Source organism: Rhodococcus zopfii NBRC 100606 = JCM 9919 (assembly GCF_001895025.1).
Classification (GTDB): Bacteria; Actinomycetota; Actinomycetes; order Mycobacteriales; family Mycobacteriaceae; genus Rhodococcus; species Rhodococcus zopfii.
Genome location: NZ_BCXI01000020.1, coordinates 39,271 through 59,477 on the forward strand (window position 1 = coordinate 39,271; position 20,207 = coordinate 59,477).

At 69.7% G+C, this 20,207-nt stretch carries 23 protein-coding genes; 18 read left to right on the plus strand and 5 right to left on the minus strand.

The window, feature by feature from the left end:
* Window positions 1-53: 53 nt before the first annotated feature.
* Window positions 54-449, minus strand: a complete 396-nt coding sequence (locus RZ1_RS15025) for a helix-turn-helix domain-containing protein (RefSeq protein ID WP_072813201.1) — start codon at window positions 447-449, stop codon at window positions 54-56.
* 142 nt (window positions 450-591) lie between these two features.
* Between RZ1_RS15025 and hisD the strand changes: the two genes are divergently transcribed.
* The 10 genes from hisD (at window position 592) to hisF (ending at window position 8,375) form a co-directional block, all read left to right on the plus strand.
* A complete protein-coding gene (gene hisD, locus RZ1_RS15030) occupies window positions 592-1,920 on the plus strand; it encodes a histidinol dehydrogenase (protein WP_072813066.1) in 1,329 nt (442 codons plus the stop codon).
* Complete coding sequence (locus tag RZ1_RS15035) at window positions 1,917-3,059, plus strand: histidinol-phosphate transaminase (protein ID WP_072813068.1); 1,143 nt, start codon at window positions 1,917-1,919, stop codon at window positions 3,057-3,059. The genes hisD and RZ1_RS15035 overlap by 4 nt, the downstream gene beginning before the upstream one ends.
* Window positions 3,056-3,670 carry an imidazoleglycerol-phosphate dehydratase HisB gene (gene hisB / locus RZ1_RS15040; protein WP_072813069.1) on the plus strand — a complete coding sequence of 205 codons (615 nt, stop codon included), beginning with the start codon at window positions 3,056-3,058 and terminating at the stop codon, window positions 3,668-3,670. Before RZ1_RS15035 ends, hisB begins: the two co-directional genes overlap by 4 nt.
* Before the next feature lie 3 nt (window positions 3,671-3,673).
* The gene (locus tag RZ1_RS30555) at window positions 3,674-3,829 is read left to right on the plus strand and encodes a hypothetical protein (protein ID WP_169917967.1); all 156 of its coding nucleotides are present in this window, start codon (window positions 3,674-3,676) and stop codon (window positions 3,827-3,829) included.
* A complete protein-coding gene (locus RZ1_RS15045; protein ID WP_072813071.1) occupies window positions 3,826-4,995 on the plus strand; it encodes an MFS transporter in 1,170 nt (389 codons plus the stop codon). The genes RZ1_RS30555 and RZ1_RS15045 overlap by 4 nt, the downstream gene beginning before the upstream one ends.
* Window positions 4,992-5,627: an imidazole glycerol phosphate synthase subunit HisH gene (hisH, locus tag RZ1_RS15050; RefSeq protein WP_072813073.1), complete on the plus strand. Its 636-nt coding sequence runs from the start codon at window positions 4,992-4,994 to the stop codon at window positions 5,625-5,627. The genes RZ1_RS15045 and hisH overlap by 4 nt, the downstream gene beginning before the upstream one ends.
* Window positions 5,624-5,875 (plus strand): hypothetical protein, encoded by a 252-nt coding sequence (locus tag RZ1_RS15055; RefSeq protein ID WP_072813074.1) that lies wholly within the window; start codon window positions 5,624-5,626, stop codon window positions 5,873-5,875. The genes hisH and RZ1_RS15055 overlap by 4 nt, the downstream gene beginning before the upstream one ends.
* A gap of 163 nt (window positions 5,876-6,038) precedes the next feature.
* Window positions 6,039-6,773 carry a bifunctional 1-(5-phosphoribosyl)-5-((5-phosphoribosylamino)methylideneamino)imidazole-4-carboxamide isomerase/phosphoribosylanthranilate isomerase PriA gene (gene priA / locus RZ1_RS15060; RefSeq protein WP_072813075.1) on the plus strand — a complete coding sequence of 245 codons (735 nt, stop codon included), beginning with the start codon at window positions 6,039-6,041 and terminating at the stop codon, window positions 6,771-6,773.
* Between the two features lie 4 nt (window positions 6,774-6,777).
* Window positions 6,778-7,605, plus strand: a complete 828-nt coding sequence (locus RZ1_RS15065) for an inositol monophosphatase family protein (RefSeq protein ID WP_072813076.1) — start codon at window positions 6,778-6,780, stop codon at window positions 7,603-7,605.
* Complete coding sequence (gene hisF / locus RZ1_RS15070; protein ID WP_072813078.1) at window positions 7,602-8,375, plus strand: imidazole glycerol phosphate synthase subunit HisF; 774 nt, start codon at window positions 7,602-7,604, stop codon at window positions 8,373-8,375. Before RZ1_RS15065 ends, hisF begins: the two co-directional genes overlap by 4 nt.
* 68 nt (window positions 8,376-8,443) lie before the next feature.
* On the opposite strand, the gene RZ1_RS15075 is transcribed toward hisF, so the two are convergent.
* Window positions 8,444-9,571 (minus strand): RNA-guided endonuclease InsQ/TnpB family protein, encoded by a 1,128-nt coding sequence (locus RZ1_RS15075; protein ID WP_238072267.1) that lies wholly within the window; start codon window positions 9,569-9,571, stop codon window positions 8,444-8,446.
* Between the two features lie 119 nt (window positions 9,572-9,690).
* Between RZ1_RS15075 and hisI the strand changes: the two genes are divergently transcribed.
* Window positions 9,691-10,041 (plus strand): phosphoribosyl-AMP cyclohydrolase, encoded by a 351-nt coding sequence (gene hisI, locus RZ1_RS15080; RefSeq protein WP_072813079.1) that lies wholly within the window; start codon window positions 9,691-9,693, stop codon window positions 10,039-10,041.
* 27 nt (window positions 10,042-10,068) lie between these two features.
* Here hisI and RZ1_RS15085 read toward each other — a convergent pair whose 3' ends face one another.
* On the minus strand, window positions 10,069-10,509 hold the full coding sequence (locus RZ1_RS15085; RefSeq protein ID WP_072813080.1) for a hypothetical protein: 441 nt from the start codon (window positions 10,507-10,509) through the stop codon (window positions 10,069-10,071).
* Window positions 10,510-10,570: 61 nt separating this feature from the next.
* Here RZ1_RS15085 and RZ1_RS15090 point away from each other — a divergent pair, with 61 nt between their 5' ends.
* Window positions 10,571-10,750: a tautomerase family protein gene (locus RZ1_RS15090; RefSeq protein ID WP_072813081.1), complete on the plus strand. Its 180-nt coding sequence runs from the start codon at window positions 10,571-10,573 to the stop codon at window positions 10,748-10,750.
* Window positions 10,751-10,774: 24 nt separating this feature from the next.
* A complete protein-coding gene (gene pepN / locus RZ1_RS15095) occupies window positions 10,775-13,273 on the plus strand; it encodes an aminopeptidase N (protein WP_072813083.1) in 2,499 nt (832 codons plus the stop codon).
* Between the two features lie 127 nt (window positions 13,274-13,400).
* On the opposite strand, the gene RZ1_RS15100 is transcribed toward pepN, so the two are convergent.
* Window positions 13,401-13,667, minus strand: a complete 267-nt coding sequence (locus tag RZ1_RS15100) for a helix-turn-helix domain-containing protein (RefSeq protein ID WP_072813084.1) — start codon at window positions 13,665-13,667, stop codon at window positions 13,401-13,403.
* A 97-nt stretch (window positions 13,668-13,764) separates the two neighbouring features.
* Here RZ1_RS15100 and map point away from each other — a divergent pair, with 97 nt between their 5' ends.
* Window positions 13,765-14,538, plus strand: coding sequence for a type I methionyl aminopeptidase (gene map, locus RZ1_RS15105; protein WP_072813203.1), 774 nt, complete (start codon window positions 13,765-13,767; stop codon window positions 14,536-14,538).
* 45 nt (window positions 14,539-14,583) lie between these two features.
* On the opposite strand, the gene RZ1_RS15110 is transcribed toward map, so the two are convergent.
* The gene (locus RZ1_RS15110) at window positions 14,584-15,012 is read right to left on the minus strand and encodes an Hsp20/alpha crystallin family protein (RefSeq protein ID WP_169917973.1); all 429 of its coding nucleotides are present in this window, start codon (window positions 15,010-15,012) and stop codon (window positions 14,584-14,586) included.
* A 189-nt stretch (window positions 15,013-15,201) separates the two neighbouring features.
* Between RZ1_RS15110 and acsA the strand changes: the two genes are divergently transcribed.
* From acsA to RZ1_RS15130, 4 genes are read left to right on the plus strand one after another with little or no spacing between them, the layout of a single operon-like run.
* Window positions 15,202-16,995 carry an acetate--CoA ligase gene (gene acsA, locus RZ1_RS15115; protein WP_238072274.1) on the plus strand — a complete coding sequence of 598 codons (1,794 nt, stop codon included), beginning with the start codon at window positions 15,202-15,204 and terminating at the stop codon, window positions 16,993-16,995.
* Entirely contained in the window at window positions 16,992-18,008 is a 1,017-nt protein-coding gene (gene pdhA / locus RZ1_RS15120) for a pyruvate dehydrogenase (acetyl-transferring) E1 component subunit alpha (RefSeq protein WP_072813087.1), read from the plus strand. Before acsA ends, pdhA begins: the two co-directional genes overlap by 4 nt.
* Window positions 18,005-18,979 carry an alpha-ketoacid dehydrogenase subunit beta gene (locus RZ1_RS15125; protein WP_072813088.1) on the plus strand — a complete coding sequence of 325 codons (975 nt, stop codon included), beginning with the start codon at window positions 18,005-18,007 and terminating at the stop codon, window positions 18,977-18,979. Before pdhA ends, RZ1_RS15125 begins: the two co-directional genes overlap by 4 nt.
* Before the next feature lie 13 nt (window positions 18,980-18,992).
* Window positions 18,993-20,201 carry a dihydrolipoamide acetyltransferase family protein gene (locus tag RZ1_RS15130; RefSeq protein ID WP_072813092.1) on the plus strand — a complete coding sequence of 403 codons (1,209 nt, stop codon included), beginning with the start codon at window positions 18,993-18,995 and terminating at the stop codon, window positions 20,199-20,201.
* The last annotated feature ends 6 nt before the right edge of the window (window positions 20,202-20,207 follow it).

Here is a 20,207-nt window from a genome sequence, read left to right on the forward strand (position 1 = left end):
CACCTGGACCGACTGTGACGAGTTCGTGGAACGTGTTTCAGATGTGAATCACGTCACGGTGCGGGGGATTCGTCCGGGTCGTCCCGAATGCCGCGGCGTCGTTTGGCGACGGTGATCTCCCGGAACGCCTCGTACATTTCCTCGAGCGACCGGCGCTGCGGATTGGTCAGGTCCGGATCCTCCCGGATCGCCCGCAGCACCGCCGATTCCGCGGCGCCGTCGGTGGGGGCGACCTGGGCCGCCAACGTGTCCGCGGACAGGTGCAACTGCTCGGCGATGGCGTTGAGCACCCGATCGCTCGGCGCCCGCAGATTCCGCTCGATCTGCGACAGATAGGGGTTCGAGATCCCCACCATCGCGGCCAGCTGCCGCATCGGCAGTGCCGCGAGTTCGCGCTGGCGCCGAATCAGCTCACCCAGGGTCGCCGGGAGTGGTGCGTCCTCGTCCATGCCGCCCAGCATAGGACCGCCGCCCCCCGGAATCGGTCCGCCCGCGGCCGCGACGCCGCGCCGCCGGGTGACCGGCTGACAACTCGTTTGCGTGTATCGCGGATAATGGAGCAGATCCCTGTTCTGCGAGAGAGGACACCTCATGCTTGCCCGCACCGACCTGCGCGGTCGTACACCCACCACCGCGGAGCTGAGGGGCGCCCTGCCCCGCGGCGGAGTGGATGTGGACGCGGTGCTGCATCACGTCCGTCCCGTCGTCGACGACATCCGCGACCGCGGAGCCGACGCCGCCCTCGACTACAGCGAGAAGTTCGACGGTGTGCGCCCCGCGCGGGTGCGCGTGCCCCAGGCCGAGATCGACCGGGCGCTCGCCGAACTGGACCCCGCCGTGCGTGCGGCCCTCGAGGTCGCCATCACCCGCACCCGCCTCGTCCACGCCGATCAGCGGCGCACCGACACCGTCACCGAGGTCGTGCCCGGGGGAACCGTCACCGAACGCTGGGTGCCGGTCGACCGCGTCGGCCTGTACGTGCCCGGCGGTAACGCCGTCTACCCGTCGTCCGTCGTGATGAATGTCGTCCCGGCCCAGGCCGCCGGGGTCGAATCCCTTGTCATCGCCTCCCCGCCGCAGAAGAACTTCGACGGGCTGCCGCACCCGACCATTCTCGCCGCGGCCGCGCTGCTCGGCGTCGACGAGGTGTGGGCCGTCGGCGGCGCCCAGGCAGTCGCGCTGCTCAGCTACGGCGGCACCGACGTCGACGACGACGCGACCGAACTCGTCCCCGTCGACATGATCACCGGCCCCGGCAACATCTATGTCACCGCAGCCAAGCGGCTGTGCCGCGCCGTCGTCGGTATCGACGCCGAGGCCGGGCCCACCGAGATCGCGATCCTCGCCGACCGCACCGCCGACGCCGTGCACGTGGCCGCCGACATGATCAGCCAGGCCGAGCACGACGTGATGGCCGCCTCCGTCCTGGTCACCACCAGCACCGAACTGGCCGACGCCGTCGACGCGGCCCTCGCGGCGCAGCTCGAGATCACCAAACACCACGAACGCGTGCGGACGGCGCTGTCGGGCAGCCAGTCCGGGATCGTCCTTGTCGACGACGTGAAGCAGGGCCTGCAGGTCGTCAACGCGTATGCCGCCGAGCACCTCGAGATCCAGACCGAGAACGCCGCCGAGGTGGCGGCGCAGGTTCGCGCCGCCGGCGCGATCTTCGTCGGACCGTGGGCGCCGGTCAGTCTCGGCGACTACTGCGCCGGATCGAACCACGTGCTGCCCACCGCCGGCTGCGCGCGGCACCAGTCCGGGCTGAGCGTGCAGACCTTCCTGCGTGGGATCCACGTCGTCGACTACAGCCGCGAAGCATTGCAAGACGTCGCCGGGCATGTCATCACCCTCGCGAACGCCGAGGACCTGCCCGCCCACGGCGAGGCCGTCCGGCTGCGTTTCGAGGGGCTGCGATGAGCGCCGCGCAGACCGGGACCGTGCCCGGCAGCCGCATCACCGTCGACGACCTGCCGCTGCGGGAGAACCTGCGCGGCAAGTCCGCATACGGGGCGCCGCAGCTGACGGTGCCGGTGCAGTTGAACACCAATGAGAACCCGCACCCGCCGACACAGGCGCTCGTCGACGACGTCGCCGAGGCCGTGCGGGAGGCGGCCCGCGAGCTGCACCGCTACCCGGACCGCGACGCCGTCGCCCTGCGCACCGACCTGGCCGCCTACCTGACCCGGCAGACCGGCGTCGCGGTCGCCGTCGAAAATCTGTGGGCGGCAAACGGATCCAATGAGATCCTGCAGCAGATCCTGCAGGCGTTCGGCGGGCCGGGCCGCAGCGCGATGGGTTTCGTGCCGTCGTACTCGATGCACCCGATCATCTCCGACGGAACACAGACCGAATGGCTGGCCACCTACCGGCGCGAGGACTTCACCCTCGACGTCGAGGCATCCGTCGCGGCGATCCGGGACCGCAAGCCCGACGTCGTGTTCGTCACCAGCCCCAACAACCCGACCGGACACAGCATCCCGCTCGACCAGCTCCGGGCGATCGTCGACGCCGCGCCGGGCATCGTGATCGTCGACGAGGCGTACGCCGAGTTCTCCGCCGTGCCCAGCGCGCTCGCGCTGATCGACGAGTACCCGGCGAAGGTCATCGTCTCGCGCACCATGAGCAAGGCGTTCGCGTTCGCCGGCGGTCGCCTCGGCTATCTCGCCGCGGCGCCTGCCGTCGTCGAGGCGCTGCTGCTGGTGCGCCTGCCGTACCACCTGTCGGTGATCACCCAGGCCGCCGCGCGCGCGGCGCTGCGGCACGCCGACGACACCCTCGGATCGGTCGCGGAACTGACCTCCGAACGCATCCGTGTCGCCGCGGAACTGGCCCGCCTGGGCTACGAGGTGATTCCGTCGGACGCCAACTTCATCCTGTTCGGCCGGTTCGCGGACGCCGCCGCGACCTGGCAACGTTACCTCGACGAGGGGGTGCTGATCCGGGACGTCGGCATCCCCGGATATCTCCGCACCACCATCGGGCTGACACACGAGAACGACGAATTGTTGCGCGTCAGTGCACAACTGGCCGCAACGGAAATCGAGGGAGCCCGATGAGCGATCGGATCGCGAAGGTCGAACGGACCACGAAGGAGTCGAGCATCAGCGTCGAGATCAATCTCGACGGCACCGGACGCACCGACATCTCGACGGGTGTCCCGTTCTTCGATCACATGCTCACCGCGCTCGGCCAGCACGGCTCCTTCGACCTGATCGTCCACGCGAAGGGCGACGTCGAGATCGAGGCCCACCACACCGTGGAGGACACCGCGATCGTGCTCGGTCAGGCGTTCCACCAGGCGCTCGGCGACAAGCGCGGCATCCGCCGCTTCGGCGACTGCTTCATCCCGATGGACGAGACGCTCGCGCACGCGTCGGTGGACGTGTCGGGGCGGCCGTACTGCGTGCACACCGGGGAACCGGACCACATGGTGCACTCGATCATCGGCGGCTACCCGGGCGTGCCGTACGCCACGGTGATCAACAGGCACGTGTTCGAGTCCTTCGCGTTCCATGCCCGCATCGCCCTGCACGTGCGGGTGCTGTACGGCCGCGACCAGCACCACATCACCGAAGCCGAGTTCAAGGCGGTGGCGCGGGCGCTGCGCGAGGCGGTCGAACCGGACCCCCGGGTCAGCGGCATCCCGTCGACCAAGGGCAGCCTGTAACCGATGGATGTCGTACTGACCTACGGTTGTTTCCTGCTCGCAGGACTCGGCGCCGGCGGAACCTGGTCGGCGTGGAAAGCCGGCAGCCAGTTGTTCGCCGGCGTGTTGCTGGCCCTGACCCTCCTCGCCGCGATCGCCGGGATCCTGAGGTTGATGTGACCGCTGCGCCGGGCCTGCTCGGCGTTCGCGGGCTGCCCGCGTCGTGGGTGCTCGCGGCCGCCGCGTTCGGCGGATTCTCGCTCCTGCTGCCCGTAGTTCCGTGGGCGATCGCGCAGGCCGGAGGCACCGACGCGCTCGCCGGATCGGTGACGACGGTGTTCATGACGACCACGGTGCTCACCCAGTTGGCGATGCCGAAGCTGATGCACACCCGCGGTCATCGGCAGCTGCTGATCGCCGGTTGCCTGCTGCTCGGCCTGCCGTCGCTGGGACTGCTCGCCTCGACCGCGCCGCCGGTGGTCCTGGGGATTTCGGCGGTGCGCGGCATCGGCTTCGGCATGATCACCGTCGCCGCGGCCGCGCTCGTCGCGGAACTGGCCCCGGCCCGGCAGCTGGGCCGGGCCACCGGCACCCTCGGTATCGCGATCGCCGCGTCGCAGATGATCGGTCTGCCGCTGGGCCTGTTCCTGGCCGAACGATTCTCCACCGCACCGGTGTTCGTGCTCGGTGCCCTCGTCCCGACCCTCGGCCTCGTCGTGGCCGCACGGCTCCCGCAGGTCCGTCCCGCACCCGGCACGGTGCACGGCCGGCCCCCGCTGCTCGCGCTGCTGCTGCCGACCGTAGCGATCGGCGCCGGGGCCATCGCCTACGGCGGCCTGACGTCGCTGCTGCAGATCGCGGCGGTGGGTCTGCCGGTGCCGATCGCCCTGGCCACGCTGAGCGCATCCACACTCGTCGGACGGTTCGGTGCCGGCTCGCTCGCCGACCGGATCGGTGCCGGCCGGTTGCTGCCGGTCGGGTTGGCGCTCGCCGCGCTCGCGATGGTGCCGTTCGCGCTCGTCGCCGACGACCGCGCCGGCGCGGCGGCGCTGATCGGCGCGGCGGCGTGCTTCGGCCTCGGCTTCGGCATCGTGCAGAACGAGGCGCTGCTCATCGCATTCCGTCGTGCGGGTACGAACCACATCGGATCCGCGAGTGCCGCCTGGAACATCGGCTTCGACGCCGGTGCGGGCCTCGGCGCGCTGCTCCTCGGTGCTCTTGCCACCTCCATGGGATACCCGGCGGCCTTCGCCATCGCCGCGGTGCTTGTTCCCGTGCTGCCTCTCGTCGCTCGCCTTGCCGGGCCGTCCGACCCCGAACCACGACCCATAGAATCGAACCCATGAGCGCAAAGAACGTCGCCCTTCTCGACTACGGTTCCGGCAACCTGCATTCGGCCGCCCGGGCGCTGGCCCGCACCGGAGCGAACGTCGAAGTCACGTCCGACCACAAGGTTGCGCTCGCCGCGGACGGTCTCGTGGTGCCCGGCGTCGGCGCGTTCGACGCGTGCATGAAGGGGCTGCGCGCGGTCGGTGGCGAGAAGATCATCGGAACCCGACTCGCCGGCGGCCGCCCGCTGCTCGGTATCTGCGTGGGCATGCAGGTCCTGTTCGAGAGGGGTGTCGAGCACGGCGTGGAAACCGAGGGCTGCGGCGAATGGCCGGGCACGGTCGCCCGCCTCGACGCGCCGGTGCTGCCGCACATGGGCTGGAACACCGTCGAAGCCCCGGCCGACTCGGTGCTGTTCTCCGGTCTCGACGCCGATACCCGCTTCTACTTCGTCCACTCCTACGCCGCGCAGGTGTGGGAACTGCCCGAACCGGAACGCATCGCGCCGCCGAAGCTCACGTGGGCCGAACACGGCGTGAAATTCCTCGCCGCCGTGGAGAACGGCCCGCTGTCGGCGACACAGTTCCACCCCGAGAAGTCCGGTGACGCCGGCGCGGCCCTGCTGCGCAACTGGGTCGGCAGCCTGTGACCGGCGCCGGCGGCAGGGGCGACGATCCACGCGGGGATCTGCCGCTGGGGAAGCTGGCGCTCGCGGTCGTCGGCTCGGCGACCGTGGTGCTCGCGCTCGTCACCGTGCTGATGATCGTGCTGCAGCCGCGTCCGGTCGTCGGGCTGATCATCGTCCTCGTCGGCATTGCCTGCGCGATCGCAGTGATGGGACTGGTGTCGACCCGGATGACGCGCCGCGCCTACGGGCGCGGCGACGACCGGTCGTGACAACAGATCGACTCCGCCGGCCGCCGACCGGACGGACAGCCGCGCGCTGCCGGTCGCGCGCGGCTGTCGCCTGGCTCGGCGGCTGCGTCGCCGCGCCCGCCGATCCGGCCGTTCACCGTCCACGTTTTCGGTGTTGAGGAGTCCAGGCACTAATGTGGGCGCAGTGAGCCTGGTCCTTTTGCCTGCAGTCGACGTTGCCAACGGTGAAGCAGTTCGCCTTGTTCAGGGAGAGGCGGGCAGCGAAACCGGCTACGGCTCGCCGCGTGACGCCGCCCTCGAGTGGCAGAACGCCGGCGCCGAGTGGGTGCACCTTGTCGACCTCGACGCGGCCTTCGGTCGTGGCGACAACCGGGACCTCCTCGCCGGTGTGATCGGTGAACTCGACGTGAAGGTCGAGTTGTCCGGTGGCATCCGCGACGATGCGACGCTCGCGGCGGCCCTCGCGACCGGCTGCGCCCGCGTGAACCTCGGCACCGCCGCCATCGAGAACCCGGAATGGTGCGCCCGCGCGATCGCCGAGTACGGCGACCGGATCGCCGTCGGCCTCGACGTCAAACTCATCGACGGACAGTGGCGGCTGCGCGGCCGCGGCTGGGTCTCCGACGGCGGTGACCTGTGGGAGACCCTCGAGCGGCTCAACCAGGAGGGCTGCTCCCGGTACGTCGTCACCGACGTCACCAAGGACGGCACCCTGACCGGCCCGAACCTGGATCTGCTGCGCGAGGTGGCCAACGCGACCGACGCGCCGGTCATCGCCTCCGGCGGCGTCTCGACCGTCGACGACCTGCGGGCCATCGCCACACTGGTGCCCGAGGGCGTCGAGGGGGCGATCGTCGGAAAGGCGCTCTACGCCGGACGGTTCACCCTGACCGAGGCGCTCGACGCCGTCTCCCGCTGAACCGATGACCGACACCGCCGACCTGTCGAGGCTCCTCGCGGTCGCGAGCGAGATCCTCGACGGCGCGGCGGAACGGTTCGTCGCCGGTCGGGGCGCACCCCGCTCGGTCGACAAGGGCCCCAACGACTTCGCGACCGAACTCGATCTCGAACTCGAACGACGCATCACCGATGAACTCACCGAGCGCACCGGGATCGCCGTGCACGGCGAGGAATTCGGGGGTCCCGGTGCCGGCGCGGGCACCGTGTGGCTGCTCGATCCCATCGACGGCACCGTCAACTACTCCGCGGGCCTGCCCACCGCCGGGATCCTGCTCGCGCTCGTGCGCGACGGCGAACCGGTACTCGGGTTGACGTGGCTGCCGCTGGTGGGGGAGCGGTTCGCCGCCGCGATCGGCGGACCGCTGTTGCACAACGGTGTGCCCGCCGAGCCGCTGAAGCCGGGCCGGCTCGCCGACGCGATGGTGGGTGTCGGCAGCTTCGACATCGACAGTCGCGGCCGCGTCCCGGGCCGGCGACGGCTCGAGGTCATCACCGAACTGAGCCGCCGCGTGTCGCGGCTGCGGATGCACGGCTCCACCGGAGTGGACCTCGCCTACACCGCCGCCGGAGTCCTCGGCGGTGCCGTCGTGTTCGGGCACCATCCGTGGGACAACGCCGCCGGTGTCGCCCTGGTGCGCGCCGCCGGCGGCATCGCCACGGACTTCACGGGCGCGCCGTGGCGGATCGGGTCCGGCTCGGTCCTCGCGGCCGCGCCGGGCGTGCACGACGAGATACTCGACATACTGGAATCGGTGACCGATTCCCGCTCCGAAGGAGAACAAGAGCCATGACCCTGGCAGTTCGGGTGATCCCGTGCCTGGACGTCGACGCCGGACGCGTCGTCAAAGGCGTCAATTTCGAGAACCTGCGCGACGCGGGCGACCCGGTCGAACTGGCCGCTGCGTACGACGCGCAGGGCGCCGACGAACTGACCTTCCTCGACGTCACCGCGTCGAGCGGTGACCGCGGCACCATGCTCGACGTGGTCACCCGCACAGCCGAGCAGGTGTTCATCCCGCTCACCGTCGGGGGTGGTGTGCGCACCGTCGAGGACGTGGACCGGTTGCTGCGCGCCGGCGCCGACAAGGTCAGCGTGAACACCGCCGCGATCGCGCGCCCCGAGGTGCTGCGCGAGATGTCCGAACGGTTCGGCGCCCAGTGCATCGTGCTGTCCGTCGATGCTCGTACCGTGCCCGAGGGACAGGAACCCACCCCGTCCGGCTGGGAGGTCACCACCCACGGCGGTCGCCGCGGCACCGGCATCGACGCCGTCGAATGGGCCCGCCGCGGCGAGGAACTCGGCGTCGGAGAGATCCTGCTCAACTCCATGGACGCCGACGGCACCAAGGCCGGATTCGACCTGACGATGATCGAGGCCGTCCGCGCCGCGGTGTCCGTGCCGGTCATCGCCAGCGGCGGCGCCGGGGCCGTCGAGCACTTCGCGCCGGCCGTGAAGGCCGGCGCCGATGCGGTGCTCGCGGCCAGCGTGTTCCACTTCGGGGAACTCACCATTGCGCAGGTCAAGGACGCGATGCGGGCAGAAGGGATCACGGTGCGTTAACGCCTCTCCTGCCTGACGGCAGGAGATTCCCGGCTCAGACCGCAACCGCACCACCCCAGGGGAGGTGATCACGTTTGACTCATGTCGTCGACACCGGTGTGGCCGCGCTCTGCCACAGCCAGAACCACTCTGGCAGCGTTCCGGTCCCGACACGCGGTATGCCCGCACGCCTGGCACCGGAATGTTCGTTCCCCGAGTTCGAGGGGTTGCTTGGCTCTCGCGAAACACCTCGAACACGTCATGCTCGTGTACGCGGGCCGCACCATCACCACCTTCCGGCCAGCCCGCCTGCCCCTCTCGATCAGCTCACGTTTCGTCGCCGAGATAGCCGCGTCCGCGGCCTCTCGCGCCATGCTGGATTTCGCGAGGAACCGGGGACGGAAATCTTCAATCCCGATCATCATATGGTTGTCGACGACACGGCGTGCCCACGCCTGCGCCTCGTGCCGGTTCCGCCCGGCCGCCCTGCTCTGGACCTTCGCCGCGCGCTTGCGGGCCCGTCGGTACCCGTTCGAGGGCGTCGTGCCTTTCCCACGACGGCGACGGGCCATCGTGCGTTGGGCCTTCGCCAACTCCGCCGCGCACCGCTTGCGATGCTGCCGGTGCGGCAGATCGAAGCGTTCGTCGGTCGTGGTCGCGGTCCGGGTCACGCCCCAATCGACACCGATACCCGAACTCTCCGACGCTGCGGGCGCGGGTTCGGCTTCGCGGGTGACCACGAACGAGGCGTACCAATGCCCCAAGGAGTCTCGGGTGATGCGCACACTCGACGGTTCCGACGGCAACTGCCGCGACCACACCACCGGGATACTCACGCCCTTGGCCAACACCAACCGGCCGTCGCGCAGCGTGAAGCCGCGGCGGGTGTACTCGAGCGATGGCAGTGTCTTCTTCCGCGCCTTGAACCTCGGACGGCCGCGGCCTTTCACCGTGAACGATGCGTCCAAGGCCCGGGCGTAGGTCCGCAACGTCTGCTGCTGGACCACCTGCGACCCAGCCCGCAACCACGACGACTGCTTCCGCGACGCGGTCAGTTGCTTGCTCAGCTTCCCGAACGTCAGTTTCGCACCGGACTTGTTTTGGTGTACCGCCTCGTTCCACAGGAACCGGCAGCGATGCCACTCGTCGAGCAGGGTACGTTCGGCGGTGCTGCCCGGCCGCAGCCGGTAGTTGTAGCGCACCACCTCGATCCCCATGCCTGGCACCGTAGCCGTCCCCACCGACACGTTTCCTCGACCCAACCATCCCCGCTCCCGGAAGGAGGACGGCGCTTCGTCTCCCTCGTGAACGAGCGAGTATCCGCGCCGAACACCAGATGACCAACATTCTCGATCCGCGGATCGCCGACCGGCTCAAGCGCAACGACGCCGGCCTGTTCGCGGCGGTCGTGCAGGAGAAGTCGACCGGCGACGTGCTGATGATGGCGTGGATGGACGACGAAGCGCTGGCCCGTACCCTCGCCACCCGCAAGGCCACCTATTTCTCGCGGTCGCGCGACAGCTACTGGGTCAAGGGCGAAACCTCCGGGCACACCCAGTACGTGCACGAGGTGCGGCTGGACTGCGACGGCGACACCGTGCTGCTCGTCGTCGACCAGACCGGTGCCGCCTGCCACACCGGAACCCACACGTGCTTCGACACCGACGTGCTGCTCGCCGCCGAGTAACACGTCGGCGCGGCCCGGTCCGGATACTCAGGGGGCGGTGAGCGACACGAGGAATCCGCCTCCGCCGGAGTCGATCCGCGTGGTGACCGTGAGGCCGGGTGCCAGGCGGGACATCCGGTCCACCAGCCAGGCTCCCGCCTCGGTCGCGTCGGCTTCCGTGGGGCAGCGTGCGACGGCGACGCGACCACCCTTGCGGGTGAGCTGTTCCACCACTCCGATGATCGGGGCGGGGTCGACGACGAAGAGATGCTCGGCCCACGGCACCACCGGTTTCACCGCACCCTTCTTCGTGTTGCACGCGCGGTGGGCCAGTCGTTCCTGCCCACCTTTCGCGCCCTTCTTCGCGGTGGAGAGGGCATCGACGCTGGGTCCGCGCGGATCGTTGACGGACATGTCCGGATCCACGGGTTCGTCGCACAGCCAGCATCGCCACGAGTCGCGCTCGCCCACTTCGTCCAACCTGCTCATGTCGTGAACGCTACACAGCACGTGTGGAGCGCCCGAGGACGGTTGTGGCACAGTACCGTGCATGCCACTGATCCAGATCAGCCAGACGCCCGGCCTGACCACCGAGCAGAAGGCCGCCGTCATCGCTGCGGTCACCAAGGCCTACGCGGAGACCTCGGGCAAGCCGGAGTCGTCGGTATGGGTGACCCTCACCGACGTGCCGCGTGAAAACTGGGGTGTCGGCGGGGTTCCGCTCGGCTGAGCGAGCACCTGGCAGGATCGAGGCGTGAGCACCGCGAACCTGACCCGAGCCGAAACCGCGATCCGCGCGAACGCCGTCCGCGTGCACGCCTACCGCGTGGAACTGGACCTGCGGGACGCGCCGGATCCGGCGACCGCCGGATTCGCGACGACCGCCACGATCGAGTTCACCTCCACGCACGGTGAGACCTGGCTCGATTTCCTCGGCGCGTCCGTCGAGTCCGTCACGGTCAACGGCGTCCCGGTCGCGGTCGCGTACGACGGCGCGCGCATCGCGTTGACCGGACTCGCCGAGGACAACGTCGTGACGGTCGCGGCCACGGGCGAATACAGCCGGTCCGGGGAGGGCCTGCACCGGTTCGTGGATCCTGCCGACGGGCAGACCTACCTCTACACCCAGTACGAGCCGGCCGATGCGCGCCGTGTATTCGCGTGCTTCGAACAGCCGGATCTCAAGGCTCCGTTCACCTTCGACGTGTCGGCGCCGGACGGCTGGCAGGTCGTATCCAATCAGGCGGTCGCACACCGGAATGCGGTGGCCGGTGGACAGCGGGTGGTGTTCGCGCCGACCCCGCCGATGTCCACCTACATCACCGCGGTCGTCGCCGGGCCCTGCCATCGCGTCGAATCATCCTGGAGTCGAGACGATCTCACCGTCGACCTCGGTGTGCTGTGCCGGGCGTCGCTCGCGCAGTACCTCGATGCCGACGCGATCGTCGAGATCACGAAGCAGGGACTGGACTTCTTCGCCGAGCACTTCGGCTACCCCTACCCCTGGGGCAAATACGACCAGGTGTTCGTGCCCGAATACAACCTCGGTGCGATGGAGAACCCCGGCTGCGTCACCTTCACCGAGGCGTACGTTTTCCGGGGCGCGGCGACCGCGGCGCAGTATCAGGGGCGGGCGAACACGATCCTGCACGAGATGGCGCACATGTGGTTCGGCGACCTCGTTACCATGAAGTGGTGGGACGACCTGTGGCTCAAGGAATCCTTCGCCGACTACATGGGAGCCCTCGCCAGCGTCGAGGCCACCGAATTCACCGACGCCTGGGTGGCGTTCGCGAACCGGCGCAAGGCGTGGGCCTACCTGCAGGACCAGTTGCCGACCACGCACCCGGTGGTCGCGGACATCGTCGACCTCGAAGCCGCCAAACTCAACTTCGACGGCATCACCTACGCCAAGGGCGCGAGCGTCCTGAAGCAACTCGTCGCGTACGTGGGCCGGGACGCGTTCTTCGAGGGCGCCCGCCGCTACTTCCGCGTCCACGCCTTCGGCAACACCACCCTCGACGATCTGCTCACCGAACTGTCCGCGACCTCGGGTCGCGACCTGAGCAGCTGGGCGCGCGCGTGGCTGCAGACCGCCGGTGTCTCCACGCTCACCCTCGAACCCGCCGGCAGGGACGGCCACGAGATCGTCCAGACCTCTGCGCGACCGCACCGCCTCGCGGTCGGACAATACGACTTCGACGAGAGTGGAAATCTGGTGCGGCGCAACCGCATCGAGGTTGATCTCGAACAGCGCCGCACGCGGGTGGACCTCGTCGACGCACCACTGACGCTGCTCAACGACGACGACCTCACCTACGCGAAGGTCCGGCTCGACACCCGCTCGCTCACCACCGTCGAGGACTCCCTCGACCGGATCACCGATCCGCTCGCCCGCGGTCTGGTGTGGTCGGCGCTGTGGAACGCCACCCGCGACGCCGAGCTGCTCGCCGCGCGGTACGTGACGATGGCGCAGCGCTTCGCCCCGGCCGAATCCAACCTCGCGCTGCTCGGTGCCGTGCAGGCCAATGTCGCCGCCGCGATCGAGCACTACCTGCCGGCCGCGGCGCGACCCGGCTACCGCCACGCGTGGCTCGACTCCGCGTGGGCCGCGCTGCACGCCGCCGCCCCCGGATCGGGTGCGCAACTGGCGTGGGCGCGGACGGTCGCGGCGGCGGCTGTCGTCGACGACACCCGTGCCGCGGACATCCGGGCATTCCTCAACGGCGCTTCACCGCCGCCGGACGGGCTCGCCCTCGACCCGGATCTGCGCTGGTTGCTGTGGCTGGCGCTGGCCGCCACCGGGCATGTCGACGCCGCCGACCTCGACGGCGAACTGACCCGCGACAACACCGGTTCCGGTCGCACCGCGCACCTGCGTGCCCTCGCGGCCCGCCCCGACGCCGACGTCAAAGCCGCCGCGTGGACCGCGGTCCTCACCGATCGCACCCTGTCGAACGAGCACCTCGACGCGACCATCGCGGGATTCCGCGCCGGTGGGCGACGGGACCTGACCGCGCGCTACGACACCGAGTACTTCGCCGCGATCCGCGGGGTGTGGGGCGAGCGCAGCATCGAGATCGCCCGGCGGATCGTCGTCGGCCTGTTCCCGGACTGCGACACCGTCGCACTCGCCGACGGTTGGCTCGACGCGCACACCGACGCTCCGGGTGCCTTGCGCCGGCTGGTGCTCGAGCAACGCGACCACCTCGCCCGGGACCTGCGAGCCCGGTTGTTCAACGCGGCGGTCTGAGCAACGGGCGGTCGCGACCGGCCCGCGCGCCGAGACTTCCGGGTACCCGCGGCACGCCCAGCCGTCCGCCCGGACGATCCGTTCGGTGCCAGGATTGCCGGCGGCCCAGCGGACCCGTCGGGTTCTGCTAGCCCGTTCGTTCGAGATCGGTCGGCGGTAGGCAGAGGCGGGCGAGATCGTCGAGCGAGACCGACAGTTCGGTCGCGAGCGCCGCGACCGTGGTGAACGCCGGCGTCGCCAGCCTTCCGGTCTCGATCTTGCGGAGGGTTTCGGGGGAGATGCCCGCCGCGCTCGCGACGTCGGCGAGGGTGCGTCCGCCGCGCGCGCGGCGCAGATGCTCGCCGAGGCGTTTGCCGGTGGCGAGTTGTTGCGGGGTCAGGGGGAGGCGGACCATGCGGACACTCTACCCGAGTCGGTATGAAAATACCGGTCCGATCCGCTACGATGGTATTTTAATACCGATCTTTCGACCGATGAAGGAGTGCCGAGCATTGCTGGAACTGAAGACCACACAAGAGATCACGGCCATGCGGACGACCGGCGCGTTCATCGCCGACCTGCTCGCCGACCTGGCGGGCATGGCGCGACCGGGCGTGAACCTCCTCGATCTGGAACATCGTGCGCGGCATCTCGTCGCCGAGCGGGGTGCGCAGTCCTGCTACTGGGACTACGCACCGTCCTTCGGTAGCGGCCCGTTCCGGAACGTCATCTGCCTGTCCGTCAATGACGCTGTTCTGCACGGTCTTCCGTTCGACTACGTGCTGAGCGACGGAGACCTGCTGAGCATGGACATCGCCGTGTCGATCGACGGCTGGGTCGCCGACTCCGCCCGCAGTATCATCGTCGGCACGCCGCGCCCCGAGGATCAGCGACTGATCGAGGCGACCGAACGGGCTCTCGAGGCCGGGATCGCCGCGGCCCGCCCGGGTAACAAGCTGGGGGACGTCTCGGCGGCGATCGGCGCGGTCGCCGCCGACTACGGGTACCTCGTCAACACCGAGTTCGGTGGCCACGGTCTCGGCCGCACGATGCACGAGGATCCGCACGTACCCAATGCGGGACGCGCCGGACGCGGCCTCAAATTGCGGCCCGGGCTGACGCTCGCACTCGAACCGTGGTTCGCGCAGGGCACCGACCGGATCGTCTACGACCCCGACGGGTGGACCATCCGGTCCGCCGACGGATCGCGCACCGCGCACAGCGAACACACGATCGCCGTCACCGACGGTGACGCGCAGATCCTCACGCTTCCCGCGGACCGCTGAGCCGCCGGAGGTCGGATCGACGGCGATCCGCCAGGTGGGTCGATCTCAGTCCGTGGTCTTGATGTCGATCTTCTTCGCGGTGTCGGGTTCCTCGCCGAGCCCGATCGAGATCGTGAGTATCCCCTGGGTATAGGAGGCCTCGACGTCGTCGTCCTTCGCGCCCGCCGGCAAGGTCACCGAACGATGGAAGGAGCCGTAGGAGAACTCGGAGCGGCCCTTCTCGGTTTTCTCTTCGGTGCGTTCTGCATGGATGTCGAGGCGGCCGTGATCGACGGTGACCGAGATGTCCTGGTCCGGATCCAGGCCGGGAAGTTCGGCACGGACGATGTAGCGTCCCTCGTCGATTCGGTCCTCGACACGAATCGGGTTGTTGCCGAAGACGGTGCCGAGTGCGGGCAAACGGAGCGAATCGAAAAGTTCGGACAACTCCGGGAAGACCGAACGGGGCTGACGAGCGGGCAGAGCCATCGCAATCTCCTTACGAGTTCGGAACGTTGGGCATCGACAATCGTCCCACCGTCGTGTGTCGGCCGAGACGAATTCGGAGGTTCTCGGCGCCCTGCGAGGTAGTGTGATGCACGGTCGGCAGGACCAAGTGCCCTATTCCGGCGTTCGGCCACGGCGCATGATCGGCTCGACACGTTTCGCACCGAGGGAGCGACCGTGACCATTGGCAGAGCAGAAACAATTCACAAGTCGGCCGCCGACTTGCGCGTGCCGCCGAACCTGTCGGACTACGACGCCACGTGTCGCGGGTTCTCCTGGAGCGAGATGGCGGCACAGCTGCCCTCACCCCCGGGTGGGGGATGCAACATCGCCTGGTCGGCCGTCGACCGGCACGCCGACGGCCCACTGAAGGACCGGCCCGCGCTGCGGTTTCTCGGCTCCGGAGATCCGGCCGGTCCCATCCCGGTCACCGAGCTCTCCTACGCCGAGCTCGCCGACCGGGCGGGTCGTTTCACCCGGGTGCTCCGCGACCTGGGCATCGGCAAGGGCGACCGGCTGTTCGTGTTCGCCGACCGCATCCCGGAGCTGTACATCGCCGTTCTCGGCGCACTGCGCAACGGCACCGTCGTGACCCCGCTGTTCTCGGCGTTCGGACCCGAACCCCTCGCCACCCGGCTCGGACTCGGCTCGGCGCAGGTGCTCGTCACCACCGAGGCTCTCTATCATCGGCGCGTCGCCGCGGTGCGCGACCGGGTGCCCACCCTCGGGCACGTGCTGCTCGTCGGCGACGGTGAGGAACGAACCGACGTCCCCGGCACGCTCGATCTGCGGTCCCTGCTCGACGCCGCCGAGCCGGCGGCGCCGACACCGACGACCGCCGACGACCCCGCCCTGCTGCACTTCACGAGCGGCACCACCGGTACCCCCAAAGGGGCGCTGCACGTGCACGGCGCCGTCGTCACCCACTACGCCACCGGGACGTACGCACTCGACCTGCATCCCGACGACATCTTCTGGTGCACAGCCGATCCCGGGTGGGTCACCGGCACGTCGTACGGCATCATCGCGCCGTTGCTGCACGGGGTCACGTCGGTTGTCGACGAAGCCGAGTTCGAGGCCGACCGCTGGTATCGCATTCTGCAGGACCAGCAGGTCAGCGTGTGGTACACCGCGCCGACCGCCATTCGGATGCTCATGCGCGCCGGACCGGAAGTCGCTCAGCGACACCGATTTCCGAATCTGCGGTTCATCGCGAGTGTCGGTGAGCCGCTGGCACCGGACGCTGTGTGGTGGGGCACCGACGTCCTGGGACTGCCCATTCACGACAACTGGTGGCAAACCGAGACCGGCGGCATCATGATCGCGAACACGCCGGCTTTCGACATCAAGCCCGGATCGATGGGGCGGCCGCTGCCGGGGGTCGAGGCGCACATAGTCCGCCGCGACGAGGACGGCGGCGTGCACGAGGTCACCGACGCCGACAGCGAAGGCGAGCTGGCGCTGCGGGCGGGCTGGCCGTCGATGTTCCGCGGGTACCTGAATCAGGACGAACGCTATCGCAAGTGCTTCGCCGGCGACCTCTACCTCACCGGCGACCTCGCCAAGCGTGACGCCGACGGCTACTTCTGGTTCGTCGGCCGCGCCGACGACGTCATCAAGTCCGCCGGACACCTGATCGGCCCGTTCGAGGTCGAAAGCGCCCTCGCCGAACACCCCGCCGTGCTCGAAGCGGCCGTGATCGGTGTGCCCGACGAGATCCTCGGCGAGAAGGTCAAGGCCTTCGTCGTGCTCGAACGCGGGACCGAACCCGACGATGCGTTGCGCCGCAAACTGATCGGGCACGCACGCGTCCGGCTCGGCGCGGCCGTGGCCCCGAAGGAACTCGAATTCGTCGACTCGCTACCGCACACCCGCAGCGGCAAGACCCTGCGCCGGTTGCTCAAGGCCCGCGAACTCGGCCTCGCCGAGGGCGACACGTCGACGCTCGAGAGCCCGGAGGTGACCCGATGACCCGCGAGATCGACCAGACCGGACCCGCCGCGGGATTCCCCTACGACCGCGACTTCGCGCTCACCCTTCTCACGGACATGCTGCGGATCCGCCGGATGGAGGAGAAAGCCGCCGAACTGTACGGGGCCGGCAAGATCCGCGGATTCCTGCACCTGTACGTGGGCGAAGAGGCGGTGGCGGTCGGCGCGCTGCACGCGCTCGACCCAGCGGACACGGTCGTCGGCACCTATCGCGAGCACGGGCATGCCCTCGTCCACGGGTTGTCCATGAACGCGATCATGGCCGAGATGTTCGGCAAACAGGAGGGCTGCTCGCGAGGGCGTGGTGGATCGATGCACCTGTTCGACGCCGCGACCCGCTTCTACGGCGGAAACGCGATTGTCGGTGGTGGCCTGCCACTGGCGGTCGGCCTCGCGCTCGCGGACAAGATGCAGCAGATCCCGCGGGTCACCGCGTGCTTCTTCGGGGAGGGGGCGATGGCCGAGGGCGCCTTCCACGAGTCGCTGAATCTCGCGGCGCTGTGGCGGTTGCCGGTGCTGTTCTGCTGCGAGAACAACCTCTATGCCATGGGCACCGCTCTCGCCCGTTCCGAGTCCCAGACCGACCTGTGCGCCAAGGCCGCGGCGTTCGGCGTGTCCACCCTGCGCACGGACGGTATGGACGTGCTCGCCGTCCACGAAACCGCCCGCGCCGGCGTCGCGCACGTCCGCAGCACCGGCGGCCCGATGTTCCTCGAGTTCCAGACCTACCGATTCCGGGCACACTCGATGTTCGATCCCGAGCTCTACCGGGACAAGGCCGAGGTCGAGCAATGGAAGGAGCGCGGTCCGATCCATACCTTCTCGGCGCGCCTGAAGGCGCTGGAGTTGCTCACCGAGGACCGGTTCCTCGAACTCGACGCACAGGCCATGGCCGAGGTGGACGCCGCCGTCGCCTACGCCGAAGCCGGCACCTGGGAGCCCGAATCCGACCTGCTCCGAGACGTGACCACACCGGCGGGGGAGGCGCAGTGAAACTCAGCTACCGCGAGGCGATGCGCGCCGCGCTGCACGACGCCCTCAGCACCGATCCGCGGGTGTTTCTGATGGGCGAGGACATCGGCCGCTACGGCGGCACCTACGCCGTGACCAAGGGTCTGCTCGAAGAGTTCGGTCCCGACCGTGTCCGCGACACCCCGCTGTCCGAACTCGGCTTCGTCGGGGCGGGCATCGGCGCGGCGCTCGGCGGCATGCGTCCGGTCGTCGAGATCATGACCGTCAACTTCAGCCTGCTTGCGCTCGACCAGATCGTGAACACCGCCGCCGCGCTGCGCCACATGTCCGGCGGCCAGTTCTCCGTGCCGATCGTGATCCGGATGGCCACCGGCGCCGGCCGCCAGCTCGCCGCGCAGCACTCGCACAGCCTCGAGGCGTGGTACGCGCACATCCCCGGCATCCGGGTTCTCGCCCCGGCGACGGTGGCCGACGCGCGTGGGATGCTCGCTCCCGCCCTGGCCGATCCGGACCCGGTGGTGATCTTCGAGCACGCCCTGCTGTACAACACCACCGCCGACATCGACCCCGGCGCGCCGGTCGACATCCACACCGCCCGGGTGCTGCGCCCGGGCACGGACGTGACCCTCGTCGCCTACGGCGGCACCGTCGGCAAGGCGCTCACCGCGGCGGAAACCCTCTCCGCCTCCGGCATCGAGGCCGAGGTCGTGGACCTGCGGGTGCTACGGCCGCTCGACACCGCCACCGTCGTCGATTCGGTCCGCCGCACCCACCGCGCGGTGATCGTCGACGAGGGCTGGCGCAGCGTCGGCCTGTCCGCCGAGGTGACCACCCGGATCGTCGAGGAGGCGTTCTACGACCTCGACACGCCCGTCGTGCGGGTGTGCAGCGAGGAGGTGCCGGTGCCCTACGCCCGGCACCTCGAGCAGGCCGCCATCCCCCAGCCGGAGAAGATCGTCGCCGCGGTGCAGACCCTGACGGGCGCCAGCTGACCCAGGAGGTCACGTGTTCGAATTCACCCTGCCGTCCCTCGGCGCCGACATGGACGAAGGCACGCTGACCGAATGGCGTGTCGCACCGGGGGACACCGTCGAGCGCGGCCAGGTGATCGCCTCGGTCGACACCGCCAAGGCCGAGGTGGAGGTCGAGATCTGGCGGGACGGCGTGGTCCACCGCCTGGTCGCGGAACCGGGCGTCACACTGCCCGTCGGAACGGTGATGGCGACCCTGCTCGAGCCGGGGGAGAATGCTCCGCCTGTCTCCGCGGCTCCGGTGGCGGTGGCCGCGGCGGCCACCGCCACCGGCGCGCCTGCGGTCGCCGCAGCGGCCCCGCCCGCAGAATCCCCCGCTCCTGCGCCGCCCGCCCGCAGGCGGGTCTCGCCGGCCGCGCGGCGTCAGGCGCAGACGCTCGGCGTGGACCTGGACACGGTGATCGGCACCGGCCCCTGGGAGTCGGTGACGATCGAAGACGTCGACCGGGCGGCTGCGGCCCGCACCGAGGCGGCCCCCGCCCCGGTGAAGGCTGCCCCGCCGAAGGCGCCGATCGACAAGTCCGCCGAGATGCGCCGAGCCATCGCCTCGGCCATGGGCCGCTCCAAGCGCGAGATCCCGCACTACTACCTGTCGGAACAGATCCCGCTCGAGCGGGCCCTCGACTGGCTCACGGCCTACAACGCCGAGCGCCCCGTCACCGAGCGGATTCTGCTCGCCGCGCTGTTGCTCAAGTCGGTGGCCCTGGCGGCGGGCCGTTTTCCCGAGATGAACGGGTTCTGGACCGACGGCGAGTTCCGCCCTGCCCCGGCCGTGCACGTGGGTGTAGCCGTGTCCCTACGGCAGGGCGGTCTGATCGCGCCCGCGATCCACAACGTCGCCGACCTCGCGCTGCCCGAGCTGATGACCGCTCTCACCGATCTGGTCAAGCGGGCACGTGCGGGGTCTCTGCGCAGTTCGGAGATGTCCGACCCCACCCTGACGGTCACCAACCTCGGGGAGGAGAGCGTCGAGGCCGTATACGGGGTGATCTACCCGCCCCAGGTGTCACTCGTGGGTTTCGGCAAGCCGACCCGGCGGGCCTGGGTCGACGGGGACACCGTGCGACCCGTGCCCGTCGTCACAGCCACACTCTCGGCGGATCATCGAGTCGGTGACGGCCGGCTCGGTGCCCTGTTCCTCGCCCGGATCGCCGACCTGCTCCAGCATCCCGACCAACTGTGAGGCGCG